General features: G+C 47.0%; 11 protein-coding genes. 2 read left to right on the top strand and 9 right to left on the bottom strand.

Features of this window, described 5'->3' with window-relative positions; genetic code table 11:
* Nucleotides 1-16: 16 nt before the first annotated feature.
* Together manA and J4N39_RS21595 are read right to left on the bottom strand one after the other, a co-directional pair.
* Nucleotides 17-1,204: a mannose-6-phosphate isomerase, class I gene (manA, locus tag J4N39_RS21600; protein ID WP_252024837.1), complete on the bottom strand. Its 1,188-nt coding sequence runs from the start codon at nucleotides 1,202-1,204 to the stop codon at nucleotides 17-19.
* Nucleotides 1,205-1,259: 55 nt separating this feature from the next.
* The gene (locus J4N39_RS21595; protein ID WP_252024835.1) at nucleotides 1,260-2,039 is read right to left on the bottom strand and encodes a phytanoyl-CoA dioxygenase family protein; all 780 of its coding nucleotides are present in this window, start codon (nucleotides 2,037-2,039) and stop codon (nucleotides 1,260-1,262) included.
* Nucleotides 2,040-2,281: 242 nt separating this feature from the next.
* Between J4N39_RS21595 and J4N39_RS21590 the strand changes: the two genes are divergently transcribed.
* On the top strand, nucleotides 2,282-3,157 hold the full coding sequence (locus J4N39_RS21590) for a helix-turn-helix transcriptional regulator (protein ID WP_252024833.1): 876 nt from the start codon (nucleotides 2,282-2,284) through the stop codon (nucleotides 3,155-3,157).
* A 1-nt stretch (nucleotide 3,158) separates the two neighbouring features.
* Here the strand turns inward: J4N39_RS21590 and J4N39_RS21585 are convergent, their stop codons facing one another.
* From J4N39_RS21585 to J4N39_RS21555, 7 genes are all read right to left on the bottom strand, one after another.
* A complete protein-coding gene (locus J4N39_RS21585; protein WP_252024831.1) occupies nucleotides 3,159-3,494 on the bottom strand; it encodes a PTS fructose transporter subunit IIB in 336 nt (111 codons plus the stop codon).
* Between the two features lie 122 nt (nucleotides 3,495-3,616).
* Nucleotides 3,617-4,294, bottom strand: coding sequence for a transaldolase family protein (locus J4N39_RS21580; protein WP_252024829.1), 678 nt, complete (start codon nucleotides 4,292-4,294; stop codon nucleotides 3,617-3,619).
* Nucleotides 4,295-4,342: 48 nt separating this feature from the next.
* Nucleotides 4,343-5,200 carry an SDR family oxidoreductase gene (locus J4N39_RS21575; protein WP_252024827.1) on the bottom strand — a complete coding sequence of 286 codons (858 nt, stop codon included), beginning with the start codon at nucleotides 5,198-5,200 and terminating at the stop codon, nucleotides 4,343-4,345.
* A gap of 2 nt (nucleotides 5,201-5,202) precedes the next feature.
* Nucleotides 5,203-6,081 (bottom strand): [formate-C-acetyltransferase]-activating enzyme, encoded by an 879-nt coding sequence (locus J4N39_RS21570; protein WP_252024825.1) that lies wholly within the window; start codon nucleotides 6,079-6,081, stop codon nucleotides 5,203-5,205.
* Nucleotides 6,047-8,347: a formate C-acetyltransferase gene (locus J4N39_RS21565; RefSeq protein ID WP_252024822.1), complete on the bottom strand. Its 2,301-nt coding sequence runs from the start codon at nucleotides 8,345-8,347 to the stop codon at nucleotides 6,047-6,049. The genes J4N39_RS21570 and J4N39_RS21565 overlap by 35 nt, the downstream gene beginning before the upstream one ends.
* Nucleotides 8,348-8,542: 195 nt before the next feature.
* On the bottom strand, nucleotides 8,543-8,866 hold the full coding sequence (locus tag J4N39_RS21560) for a PTS fructose-like transporter subunit IIB (protein ID WP_252024820.1): 324 nt from the start codon (nucleotides 8,864-8,866) through the stop codon (nucleotides 8,543-8,545).
* An 88-nt stretch (nucleotides 8,867-8,954) separates the two neighbouring features.
* Nucleotides 8,955-10,028: a PTS fructose transporter subunit EIIC gene (locus J4N39_RS21555; RefSeq protein WP_252024818.1), complete on the bottom strand. Its 1,074-nt coding sequence runs from the start codon at nucleotides 10,026-10,028 to the stop codon at nucleotides 8,955-8,957.
* Between the two features lie 444 nt (nucleotides 10,029-10,472).
* Here J4N39_RS21555 and ptsP point away from each other — a divergent pair, with 444 nt between their 5' ends.
* Entirely contained in the window at nucleotides 10,473-12,983 is a 2,511-nt protein-coding gene (gene ptsP / locus J4N39_RS21550) for a phosphoenolpyruvate--protein phosphotransferase (RefSeq protein ID WP_252024816.1), read from the top strand.
* The last annotated feature ends 41 nt before the right edge of the window (nucleotides 12,984-13,024 follow it).

The following is a 13,024-nucleotide window of genomic DNA, read 5'->3' as shown; positions in this document are numbered from 1 at the left end:
TCATCAGGTGAGAGCGTTAGTTGAACGCTCTCGCAAACACGCCTTCACCACGAAACTGATAACATCGAGTGTCTTGAGTGATAAAGACTGAGTCACCTTTTGATAGCTCAAGGGTCTGGTGTTTCGTGGTCAAGGTGGTATGCCCATCAACACAAAACAAGATCTCAGCGCTTCTTGGGTAATGGCTCTCATCGACATCTGCCACGCTTACAATCTCAAACCCAAAATCGTCCACAGGCACTGGATAACAGCGTCGCCCGGATTTGTGGACCGGTGCGAGTCGAAGCTCTGTGGGCGCAATCGATACAAACTTGGTGTTGGCAAGTAAATCATCAATATCTATGTGTTTATTGGTTAATCCTGCTCGTAGAACATTGTCTGAGCTAGCCATGATTTCTAAGCCAGTACCTGACAAATAGGCGTGGGGTGTTTGTGCGTGCAAAAACATCGCCTCGCCGGGAGCTAATTCGACAGTGTTGAGTATCAGCGGAGCAAAAACACCAATGTCTTCAGGGTAACGAGCCAGTAACTGTTGAGCGCATGAAAAGGCCTCTCTGGAGAGATGATTTCTGGCAGGCGTGTTAATTGCACGTCTAAACGAGGTGAGTGCGTCGGCTTTGTCGTTATCTTCTAATCGTAAAATGGTCTCAAAGAGCTGTTTGAGACCGACTTCATTGGGATGCTGGCGTAGGTAATCGACATGCGCTTTGAGCTGTTCGATATTCGCTTCCTCAAATAGCGCAAGGATTTGCTCGATTGGTCGAAAGCCGTTTAACGCTTGATAGAAAGTTAGCGCATACACCAGCTCGGGTTTGTGGTTAGGGTCTTTGTAGTTGCGATGGGCTGCATTAAGGGCGATACCCGCCCTATTTTCTCTATCAAATCCCTCTCTTGCCTGCTTTTTATTCGGGTGTACTTGGATTGATAGCGGAGCACTCGCCGCAAGAACCTTCATCAAATAAGGCAACTCTCCATACCTTAGCTCGGTATATTGACCCAATACGTCACTTTTGTGCTCCGCAACTAGGCTATCCAAGCTCTCGCCGCCCACAGCTGTTTTGGAGCATCCATTTGGGTGCGCCCCCATCCAAATCTCAGCTTGAGGCTCTTGATTTGGATTGGCGATACCGAATAGCTGATTCAGAGAAGTGGTACTTCCCCAAGGGTAATTTTGAATGACGTTTTCAAGCTTGTAGATGGTCATGGGAAGCCTCTTAGTTAGATAGAAGCCTCCCAAGGAAGGCTTGGATAAGCCTTAATTACTGCACTTCTAAAAGCCACTTTTGTGCGGGTGTTAAGCGACTTGCGGTGTGCTGCGTAATCCACTTCTGTTGGTCTTGCTGCGCTTGGTCTTCACGAGCGATATACAAACCGTGCAGGACGCGGCGGCGAGTGCCAAGGTAGTTGGTGGTTCCACCGTGCCAAGTGTGTGCATTAAACAGCATGATGCTTCCTGCGGGGCACTCTAGGTAAATCTCGTCTGGGTGCGGGCCTTCTACGTCATCCAACACTTCTTCAGGAAGTTCTGGACGCAGGTGTGTAGTAGGAATAATACGTGGTGCACCATTTTCTCGGGTCAGGTCATCAATTGCCCAAATGGAGTTGACCAAATGTACCTTGGGGAAGTCTGGGCGAGGCTTTTTCCAGTCAGCGTGCAGCGGCTGGTGACCACCGTCTGGGTGCGCTTCACGTCCATTTAGGCTTGAGATCTTAAACTCGCCTCCAAAAATGTGTTTGCAGGCCGCAAGTGCCAGCGGATGGGCCCACACTTTTTCCCATACTGTGCCTTTGTTGATCAAGTTAGCGATGCGTGTCACGGTCTCTTCTTGATGGTGTTCGATGGCAAGGTTGTCACCTTCACGCTCGACAAGCATGTCGAATGTGCGACGCATTTCTTCAAGCCAGTCAGGGTCAATTACATTGTGAACAACGGTAAAACCAAGCGTATCGAGCTCGTGCTTCATCTTGTCCGGGAGGGGAATATCAGCGCCGAGCGCATTCAAATAGAATTGGCTATCTTGTTGGGTGTGTTGAGACATAGGGTTACCTTTTGGGCTGTTATAGTTTTGTTAATCACAACTACAAACTTACCCAACCAAGGCCAGAGTTTAAGTAGGGGAAATGTTCGAAATACTGGATTTTTGTTGAGTGATGAGCAAAGTGTGACTTGGTCTATATTCTACGAATGTTCTGTTGTTATTTATCGCCTAAGTCCTATAAAGGATAAAGTTGTACAACAACACTGCTAATCTTTGCACGCTTAACATCGGGTTTTTCCATCATGCTAGACAAGTCTTACCTTCTTGACGCCCTAGAACACTACGCTAAGGAAACATCTGTAATTAGCGATGTTTATTTTGCGGGCAACCTGCCCAAACCGCCTCCCTTGGCGTATCAAGTCCATTTCCCACGCTTAGAAATGGTGTTGATTGGCGAGCAAGAGATGGAAATAGGTAATAGCACAGGTGTTGACACTCGCCATACGCTCAAACAAGGGGGAGTGCTTTACTTGCCCGCAGAAAGTTGGAACAAACCAATATGGGATAAACCCGTAGTGACATTGAGTGTGATGGCGGGTAAACAGAGCTTTGGTATGAGTTTGCTGAGTTGGGATGGGGAAAAATATGACGCAGCGATTAAGGAAAGCGTGCTTCGTCGAGGACCTCGTACCGGAACCTTTATTCTGAATGCCATTGAAGAGCTGTTGAAACAACCTGATGCTCACGATACCAAGCAACTTTTGGTGAGCTCGTTACTAAGCCACATCATAGATTTGATGGAACGTCCGGTAGAAACGCCATCTAAAAGCCACGCACTGTTTGAGGCGGTGCGGGAACATTTAGAGCAAAACTATCAAGAGCCTTTGACTCGGGAGTCGGTTGCCGAGCATTTTTATGTTTCACCGAACTATTTGTCACAACTGTTCCAAAAAGAAGGCAAGCTTAAGTTCAATGAATACTTGAATCATGTGCGTTTGGAGCGAGCGAAATACCTTTTAATTGAATACGATATGAAGGTGAAAGAGGTTGCCCATCGTTGTGGCTTTAAAGACAGTAACTATTTTTGTCGGGTGTTTAGAAACCAAACCGCACGATCCCCATCGGAGTATCGTGCGCAGTATTTAAGTTCGAGTGTGGCAAGCAGTGAGAGGGATTAGGTTAAAGTACAATCTCTGAGTTAGGAGGGGAGAAACGAGCTTTTTCGATGGCCTGCATCACTTCACTATCATTACGCAGAAAATGGGCAATCGAGCAACGGACGACACGTGTGTGCTCGAAGCGCTGTTCACCTTCAATATTGATGTCAGCAATAATTACTGCGACATCGGCTTGGTCTATTTCGTTAGGGTCAAGCTGATTCTCACTACCTAAAGCGCCTTGGGTTTCAACGGATATTTTATGTCCTGCTTTCTTGCACATCTTTTCTAGTGCTTCAGCAGCCATGTAGGTGTGTGCTACACCGCTAATACAGGCGGTGACTCCAACGATATTCATATACAGCTCTATTATTTTCAACGTCTAAGGGCGCGTTAACCTAACAGTCAACACGCCCTGAATTGTAAACGTATTACGATATTTGTTGGCTCATCTCAGGTAGAAACCCAAGCGAGATCACATTACAAGACATCTAAAACGTTCGTGTCTTTGCCGTAAACACTTTCCCAGTCGCTGACAAATCCAGCCACGCCAGAATCTGTCAGTGGGTGCATGAGTAATTGGTCGAAGACATCCGGTGCAATAGTGACAGAATGTGCGCCAGCCAACGCCAGTTGATGCACTTGTTGAACATTCTTAAATGAAGCGCCTAGAACTTTGGCATCCAGATTATAGGTATCAATCAATGCCGCCATTTCTGCTGCCACGTTGACACCGTCGCTGCAAATATTGTCTAAACGGTTTACATATGGTGCAAGGAACTCAGCACCTGCAACAGCAGCCATCAGTGCTTGTTGTGGGGTTAGAATGGCCGTGGCAGTGATACGAATACCTTCGGCACTGATCAACTTCATGGCTTTAATGCCTTGAGGCGTTGCGGGGACTTTAACGATGATGTTGTTATCGAAAGCCTTCAGCGCTTTGGCTTCTTCGAGCATGGTTTCAGCATCTTTACCCATCACTTGAGCGTGCAGCATACGCTCTTCGCCAATGCACTCACGAATATCTAAAAGGATTTCTTTTAGCGGGCGATTTTCTTTAGCAATGATCGATGGGTTCGTGGTTACGCCCGCAAGTGGGTACAGGTCTACCGCTTTACGAATAGCGTTGCGATCTGCAGTGTCTAGCATGTAAATCATGGTGTTGCTCCTAAATTAGCGGAGTCCGCGCCGTGGCGAAGACGAATCTTAAATAAAGTGGAATTCTTTTAAGCACTTGGTGATGGCATCTTTACTCTCGGTAAACTCCACCCCTTGGTTGGCAAGTTTGCTGGTATCGAGGCGCACATCACGTGTTTTTGGTGCGTCAGCAGCAACCAATATTTCCTTGAGGCGGTCTTGCTGGCCTAGCTCAGTCAAGATGTGTTCGGCAATCTCATAGCGGCTCGCTGGGTTATGCGCACCAGTGTGGTAAGTGCCATAAGGAATCGTGAAGATTTTCGGGAACTGCTCAATCAATTCATGCACATAGGTTAAGCCACGAAATTCGTTGCGGCGCTCGTTCATGACTTGGCCGTTGATCAGGGCTTGTTGAGCATTCCACACCACATTTGGGTTAATCGTGGTATTACGCTCAGGAAGACCGAATAACCAAGTGAAGCGCAATACCCACATTTCTTCGATGATAGAGGCCAGTTCTTTCTCAGCTTCTAGCTTGTTTTGACCATAGACAGTGTCTGGTACGGGTTGGTCTAGCTCGCTGTAAGGGCCTTTTTCTGGGTTACCGTTAAACACTTGCTCGGTAGAGATAAAGACCAACTTGGTGCCGTGAGATTTACACGCTTTGGCGACATTGATAGCGCCTTGCACATTGACCTTGTGTGCGACATCGGGATGCTGATTACAAAAATCAGTCACAGCAATGGCGGCGGCATGGATGACATAGTCCGGTTTAAACTGATCAAACGTCTCAACCACGGCTTGATTATCAGTGATATCTAGCTGCTCAACATCCAGCCCAAGAATCTCAAACTCGCCTTGGTAGCGGTTGATAAAACGTGTGCCGAAGAATCCTTTTGCTCCAGTGATAAGTATTTTTTTCGCCATGATTATCCTCCTATGATGACCTTGTAACCATGAGCGGCTACGTGGTTTTTGATCGCTTCGATTTCGGTTTTGCTTGGCACTTTGACGTCCTTTAACAAGTATTCCATTCCCAAGCTTTGGTATTTGTTTGCGCCGAATTGATGAAATGGCAATAGATGAATTTCTTCAATTTCAAACTGGCTCAAAAATCCCAGCACTTTGTCTGTGTTGAGTAGATCCAGCGTGTAGCCAGGGATGAGTGGCAACCTTGGCAGTACTTTGGTGCCTTGCGCCATTAATTGGCGAAAGTTCTCTAGCACCAAGGGCAAGTTGATGCCAATTACCTGCTTGGCTCGTTCGGTATCCATCATCTTGAAGTCAAACAGCACTTCGTCACACAACTCGCCAATGCGCATTAAGTGTTTAGTATTGCCATGCCCTGAGGTTTCAATCGCGGTACGAAACCCAAGCGCCTTAAGCCTAGTTAACAGCTCGATTGCAAATTTAGGCTGGGTAAGCACTTCGCCTCCTGACAAGGTGATACCGCCATTAGATGTGTTAAAGAACACATCGTCTTTAGTCACTTCATTGATCACTTCTTCAAGCGTCATGTCGTGGCCCACTTGCTCCCATGCACCGCTTGGGCACTCTTCGCTATCCATTTCACACACATCACACTGAATGCATTTTGCTTCTCTGCGCAAAAAAGTCGTGCGGTGAGAGCGAGACTCTGGGTTCGCACACCAAGGGCAGCTTAGTGGGCAGCCTTTGAAGAACACGACGGTACGAATACCTGTGCCGTCGTGCAGCGAGTAGCGCTGGATATTAAATATCCGGCCGCTACTGCTTTGCTCTATCGGCGCTGAGTTACAGCTCATGTGCGGTTCTGCGAATGATGTCATCTTGGATCTCTTTGGATAACTCAACGAAGAATGCACTGTAGCCTGCCACTCGAACCACCAAACCGGCGTAATCTTCAGGCTTTTGCTGCGCTTTTTTGAGTGTTTCTGCATTCAGTACGTTGAACTGAACGTGCTGAAGTTTCAGCTTCATGAAAGCGCGTAGGAAGTCAGATAGTTTGCTGAGTCCAGATTGTCCTTCTAGCGTTGCTGGTGTGAACTTCACATTAAGCAGACTGCCGTTGGAAAGCAGGTAATTATCGAGCTTACTAACAGACTTGAGCACTGCTGTTGGACCAATCTGATCCTTACCCAACATTGGTGATAAGCCACCATCAGCAAGTTGTTCACCCGCCAAACGGCCGTCAGCAGTAGCGCCAACCACAGCGCCCAATGGCACGTGAGCCGATACGGTGTAAGAGCCTGGGGTAAATTTGCCGCCACGTGGGTTGTCGTACTGTTCTACTTCCTTACAGAACAGACGCAGTAAATCTGAACCAAGGTGATCGACTTCATCGATATCGTTACCGTACTTCTCGTACTTATTGAGTAGACGAGTGCGGATTTTTTCGCCCTCTGGTACATCAAAGTTGGCATTTAAGGTATCGATAAGCTCTGAAAAACTTAGGCGTTGCTCTTCAAATACAAAGCGTTTAAGCGCATGCAGTGAATCAGACAGGTTGGCTATTCCTATGCCTTGCACGCCAGAGAAGTTGTAGCGAGCACCGCCGTAGGTGATGTCTTTACCGTTCTCAACACAATCACTGATAAAGGAAGAGAGTAGTGGCACGGGAGCCCAGTCACGGTGGCCAACATCACAGATGTTTGAGCCTTCCACCATCAACTTAACGTAGTGCTTAATATCACTGCGAATTTGTTCAACCAAGTTATCGAAATCGATATCTGGGTTGTTTTGATTACGCTGCATGGTCAACTCCATTACCTTGAGGAGGTTGAACATGGCGATATCATGTAGGCCGTAAGTTTTCCCTGGAATTGATAGTTCAACACAGCCCACCACTGAGTAATCACGTGAGTCCTCAAGCGATACGCCACGGTTTAGGAAGGCAGGTACAACGACTTCATCATTAAAGATTTGCGGAATACCGGTACCAAGGCGGATAGTTTCAGCAGTTTTCATCAGGAAGCTGCGGTCGATAAATTCATTGACACGCACACCTAAGTTCGGCTGCGGGAGTTGCACGCTTTGGTAAGCGTCAAGGCACAGACTCGACAGTGGGTTGACGGCACTCTTGCCTGTTTCAGATAGGCCACCAAGTAAGATGGTGTAACCGGTAGGGAACCCCGCAAAGAACTTGGCGCTGCTTGATGAGCGCAGCAATACGATGTCGTTGGTTTTAATCCATAAGCTCTCAAGCAGCTCTTGCAAAAATGCCGGAGATTCACCTGCTTCAAGTGAACGTTGGTAGAACGGCATCATGTATTGGTCAAAGCGACCAAGAGAGAGGGAACTGGCATTGGACTCGTATTGCAATACGATGTTCATGTACCAAAATAGCTGGCTTGCTTCGTAGAAGTCTTGGGGTTTGCTGGTGGCTATCTTGGTCGAAATATTCGCAATCTTGATCAATTCTGCTTTGCGCTCAGTGTCGTCACATTGCTCAGCCATAGCTTGTGCAAGGTCGGCATAGCGATAGATGTGACGGATAGATGCTTCGAGCAACAGCACCACCGACTGGAAAAACTCGTTGTCTGGTTGGCTAAGCGACAGGCTTTGCATTTCATCAAGCAGTGTACCTAAACCGTTATCTAGTAAACGGTCGAAGTCGATAATGATATGCCCTTGACCTTTATCGGTTTGGTTAACGCTGAAAATCTTCTGCGCTACCGCTTCTTTAACTTGTTGCGGGATCTGGGCATTGATGAAGTCTTTCATTGAGCGCTCAGACCAGTAGCTTAAAAGCTCATTGCGATAGATCTCTTTGTCTTGCTCTGAGATGAAAAACTTATCTTGCGGGCGAGTCGCAAAGATATCGAGCTCTTTTTCAATCCAGTATGGGTCCATCTCTGGGGAGGCGATACCTGCTCGAGCCTTGACGGTGCGGTTACCTGCAATCAATTCGTCTGGTCGAATCGAAATTTCAACATTATCTAGCACATACGCCGTGGCTTTGGCGCGACGGATTAGGGTGTGCTCTCCTTCAGTGGTCTTGTGACTTTCGGTATATAGTAGCGCTCGCTCTAACGAGATCTCTCGCTCGGCTTCAAAGAGGGCTGTTTTCAGGCGCTGAATTCTTGGGGTGCTCATTGGGGGCTCCTTGCAGGCTTAATGCTAAATAGTTGAGCTTTGTTGTTTTCAATACTTATAACGAAGCAACCGAGTGTGCTGGTCACAACCAGTCGGTGGCTTGGGTATAGGTATTGGGGAAATAGTTTTTGGGTGGTTTTCTTATTAAGAGCGCCGCCTGTCCTCCCCCTTGAAAAGAGGGAGGCGCTAAAGAGATTACGCAGTCGCTTTTGCTAAATGCGCTTCAATCTTATCCATCACCGCTGCTGCGCGTTTTACTGCATCACTTACACCGATACGAACTACGGTTTTACCTTCAAAACGTTCGCTGTTTTTGATGTCGATGTCTTTGGTCAGGATGACCACGTCAGCCGCATCAATTACGCTTTTGGATAGTTCATTTTCGATACCGATAGAACCTTGGGTTTCTACTTCACATTCCCAGCCTTTTGCTTTGGCTGCTGCGTCAATCGCTTCTGCTGCCATGTAAGTGTGTGCTACACCTGATGGGCATGCGGTTACTGCTACGATACTAGTCATAATATATTTCCTTTAATGTTCAGTCTGATGAGCAAGGCGATAGGGTGAGACACGATATGCGCCTTGCTAATTGGGATGAGATGAGCGGTTAACCGATTTCGATATCTAAATCTAACTCGTCAGATTCTTGTTTAGGCTCTTCCAGCACCGGGCGTCGTGCCTTTAGGAAGTTAACCAACAGTGCTGTCACTAGTGAACCCACCGCAAGTGCAACAATGAATCCGATACGGCCTTCAACAACAGGTAGTACAATCAGGCCGCCCCAAGCTGCGTAGCTTTCTACGCCGATGAGTGCTGCGGTAACTGCGCCAGCTGCGGTACCAACCATGATGGATGGGATAACACGTAGCGGGTCACCTGCTGCGAATGGAATCGCACCTTCAGTAATGCCCATAGTGCCCATCAAGACAGAAGCGCGACCCGCTTCTTGCTCGCTTGAGTCGTAAAGCTTTTTGTTAAGGAAGGTGGCAAGGCCCATACCGATAGATGGCACAGCAACAGCAACCGATGAGATACCCGCCACATTGTAGATGCCTTCACCAACACATAAGATGACGAACGCATAAGCTACTTTGTTCACCGGACCACCCATATCAAATGCGATCATACAACCCATGATGATAGCTAGAACCACGATGCTTTCGTTTTGCATGCTCTTCAGGAAGTCAGTCAGCGCTTCAGTTGCAGCACCAATTGGCTCACCAATACCCCATACGATTGCACCAGCGGTAATGAAAGTACCTATGATAGGGATAACGAAGATTGGCATGATTGAACGAGCAAACGCTGGTACCTTGATTTTCTTAAGGTAGAACACCACGATACCACCCAGCAGGCCGGCGAAAATAGCACCGAAGAAGCCAGTGTTATACATGTTTGCCCCAATAAAGGCGGCAATAGCGGACGGTGCAAGTGCAGAGCGGTCAGCGATAGAATACCCGATGTAAGCGGCCAAAATTGGAACCATAAGTTGGAAGCCAGCCACACCGATGAAGAACAGGTCATGAAGCCAGGTTCCCTCTTCTGGTACCGCACCTTCACCGTAAAGCATGACGGACATAGCAAGTAGGATACCGCCCGCTACTACGAATGGGATCATATGCGATACACCCGTCATTAGGTGTCGTCTGGTGTCCTTTAAGATTGAGATTAAGTCGTTCATAGACCTCTCCTTGGATTGAGTCGTTTTAATTTAAGAATCTTGTTAAGTTTCACGTTGTGTAGCTGCCCGGGCTTTGAATCTAATATAGTGAGCAAATGTGCAGTTGGGTTAGAGGACATTTATGCTATTTACTGGATAAATGTTAGAACGGAGATAAAACATGATCTTGGTCTCTCTTTGTGAAGGAATAATGCTGTGACTTCTTGTATTTCTAGATAGTTGTTATTTTTCATGGATTTATAGCCTTACCCTCAAGTGTTAAGTTTATAAGTTATTGCTTGCTATCACATTTATCATAGTAAATTTGATGGTGTTCACACTTATTGTTCGATATTACAAATGTCCAGTGTTTCGTGTTTTTGTCCAATGGTTGAAGCTGTTCAGTTTGCTATTGTGACTACATCAACTCTGGCATCCTGCTTAGAAGTACAAGGACATGACAAAATGAAAACATTCTCTTTCTCTTGCGAATTACCCAATGGTGTCCATGCTCGACCTGCGAGTCATGTAGAAGCCTTATGTAATCAATTTGATTCGGATATTACCTGGCAAAACCAACGCACAGGAATGAGTGGCAGTGCTAAAAGCGTATTGTCGCTAATTGGTACTGATACTTTGCTTGGTGATGAGTGTTTAATCACTATTGATGGGCAAGATGAAGAGTCTGCATTGAACCAAATCAAGCAGTTTATCGTTAACGAGTTTCCTCACTGTGATGCACCGTTAAAAACCGACGAAGGTGATGATGATTCTGAGTTAGCGCCACTGCCGCGTAACTTTTCTAACCTTAAAACCGACCATGTTCGAGGCCGAGCTGTCAGCGAAGGCATTGGCCGAGGCAGCCTAACCGTCATGGGAGCGGTCAATTTTGATGCTTTGGACAACTTGCCTGACGCAGAATCGCTCAACGTTGAACAGCAAAAACTTGAGATTGGTGTCGAGTCGGTGATTAAGTCCATCACTATCCAACTGAAAGCGGCCGCACATACCGAAGGTGAAGTACTAAATGCTCACTTATCTATCGCTCGTGACGATGAGTTTCAGCAAACATTGAATAGCAATCTTGTTGAAGGCCGAAGCTGCGCCGATGCAGTTATTGCTACCGCAAAGTACTTTGGTGAGATGATGAAAAACTCATCGAGCAACTACATGCGTGAGCGAGAGCTAGATATTCGAGATGTTTGCTATCAGTTATTACAGAGCATTTACGGTAATGAGCGCTTTGCGAGTCAAACCAAGCTTACTGAGCCAACGGTGTGCTTGGCTGATGACCTGACTCCAAGTCAATTCCTTGAGTTGGATAAACCACTACTTAAAGGCCTGATCCTTTCTCATGGTGGCAGCACTTCGCACACGGTAATTTTGGCACGTTCTTTTGCTATCCCAACCATTGTTGGCCTTGATGCAGCCAAGCTAGGGCAACATATTGGCAATCAAGTGATTGTCGATGGTCATCTAGGTGCGGTCGTGACTGAGATAACCGAACCTGCTGAGCGTTATTATGCTCAAGAGCAAAAAGTGAAAGAGATTGTCGCTACTCGCCAAGCCAAATTCCGTAATTTGGCTGCAACGTCAGCGGACGGCAAAGTGCTGGAAGTGGCGGCTAATATCGCTCACTCGGTTGAAGCGCCTCAAGCGTTTGCTCACGGTGCGGAAGCTGTGGGGCTATTTAGAACCGAAATGCTCTACATGGACAGAACCTCGGCACCAGATGAAGATGAACTATACAACATTTTCTGCCAAGCATGCGAAGCGGCAAACGGTAAAACTATCATCGTGCGTACCATCGATATCGGTGGTGATAAACCAGTAGATTACCTAAATATCCCTGCGGAGAATAACCCATTCTTGGGCTACCGAGCAGTGCGTATTTACCCTGAATTTATTGAGATGTTTAAGACTCAGCTGCGCGCTATCTTGCGAGCTTCTGCACATGGCAACTTAAAGATCATGATCCCGATGATTTCATCACTCGAAGAGATCTTATGGGTTAAAGACATACTAGCTGAAGTTCGTCAGGAGCTGCGAAAAAATGGTTTGCCGTTTGCTGAGAAAGTGCCACTAGGCATCATGCTAGAAGTACCATCAGTTGCCTTCATCATTGATCAGTTCTGTGAAGAAGTGGATTTCTTCTCTATCGGTTCAAATGACCTGACCCAGTACTTGATGGCTGTCGACCGTGATAACGCTAAAGTAGCGGCAAGTTACAACAGCTTAAACCCAGCTTTCCTTCGTACATTGGATCACGTCGTACGTGAAGTTCACCGTCATGGTAAGTGGGTTGGGCTTTGTGGCGAATTAGGTGCAAAAGGCTCGGTGCTACCGCTTTTGGTTGGTCTTGGACTTGATGAAATCAGTATGAGCGCACCAAGTATTGCTGCGACAAAAGAGCGTATATCTAAGCTAGATAGCCGTGAATGTCGCCAATTGCTTAACAAAGCGATGGACTGCCGAACCATTCAAGAAGTTGAACACGTGCTGGCTCAGTTCCGCATGACTCAGACTGAAGCCCCTATGGTCGCTAAAGACTGTATTACGCTCGACCGAGACTTGCGTAGCAAAGAAGAGGTGATCAAGACCCTTGCTGATAATCTATTTATCACAGGCCGTTGCCGCTACCCGAATAAGTTGGCTGATGATCTGTGGGCTCGTGAGGACGTGTTCTCTACCGGGTTAGGGTTTGGGTTCGCCATTCCTCATACTAAGAGTGAACACATTGAGCAGTCTGCAATCAGTGTTTGCCGCCTTGCTAAGCCAATTGCATGGGGTGATGAAGAAGCACAATTCATCATTATGCTGACGTTGAACAAGCATGCTGCAGGGGATCAGCACATGAAGATCTTCTCTAAATTGGCGCGCAAGATCATGCATGCAGACTTTAGAGAGCAGTTAATGAGTGCCGAAACCGATCTCCAAGTAGAAGAGCTGCTCAAGCAAGAGCTTGAATTAAGTTAAGAGGTTTACCCTCGATGGCTGTGTCGTCTCTCCGGGCGCAC

The sequence above is a fragment of the Vibrio sp. SCSIO 43136 genome (assembly GCF_023716565.1).
Classification (GTDB): domain Bacteria; phylum Pseudomonadota; class Gammaproteobacteria; order Enterobacterales; family Vibrionaceae; genus Vibrio.
Note: the sequence above shows the minus strand (reverse complement) of the source record. Positions and strands in the feature narration are given on the sequence as shown.

What these genes read in the sequence shown, in the direction of transcription:
- J4N39_RS21560 (WP_252024820.1), bottom strand. Translation starts at nt 8,866, where the DNA reads ATGACTAGTATCGTAGCAGTAACCGCATGCCCATCAGGTGTAGCACAC.
- J4N39_RS21585 (WP_252024831.1), bottom strand. Translation starts at nt 3,494, where the DNA reads ATGAATATCGTTGGAGTCACCGCCTGTATTAGCGGTGTAGCACACACC.
- J4N39_RS21580 (WP_252024829.1), bottom strand. Translation starts at nt 4,294, where the DNA reads ATGATTTACATGCTAGACACTGCAGATCGCAACGCTATTCGTAAAGCG.
- manA (WP_252024837.1), bottom strand. Translation starts at nt 1,204, where the DNA reads ATGACCATCTACAAGCTTGAAAACGTCATTCAAAATTACCCTTGGGGA.
- J4N39_RS21570 (WP_252024825.1), bottom strand. Translation starts at nt 6,081, where the DNA reads ATGACATCATTCGCAGAACCGCACATGAGCTGTAACTCAGCGCCGATA.
- J4N39_RS21555 (WP_252024818.1), bottom strand. Translation starts at nt 10,028, where the DNA reads ATGAACGACTTAATCTCAATCTTAAAGGACACCAGACGACACCTAATG.
- J4N39_RS21565 (WP_252024822.1), bottom strand. Translation starts at nt 8,347, where the DNA reads ATGAGCACCCCAAGAATTCAGCGCCTGAAAACAGCCCTCTTTGAAGCC.
- J4N39_RS21595 (WP_252024835.1), bottom strand. Translation starts at nt 2,039, where the DNA reads ATGTCTCAACACACCCAACAAGATAGCCAATTCTATTTGAATGCGCTC.
- J4N39_RS21590 (WP_252024833.1), top strand. Translation starts at nt 2,282, where the DNA reads ATGCTAGACAAGTCTTACCTTCTTGACGCCCTAGAACACTACGCTAAG.
- J4N39_RS21575 (WP_252024827.1), bottom strand. Translation starts at nt 5,200, where the DNA reads ATGGCGAAAAAAATACTTATCACTGGAGCAAAAGGATTCTTCGGCACA.
- ptsP (WP_252024816.1), top strand. Translation starts at nt 10,473, where the DNA reads ATGAAAACATTCTCTTTCTCTTGCGAATTACCCAATGGTGTCCATGCT.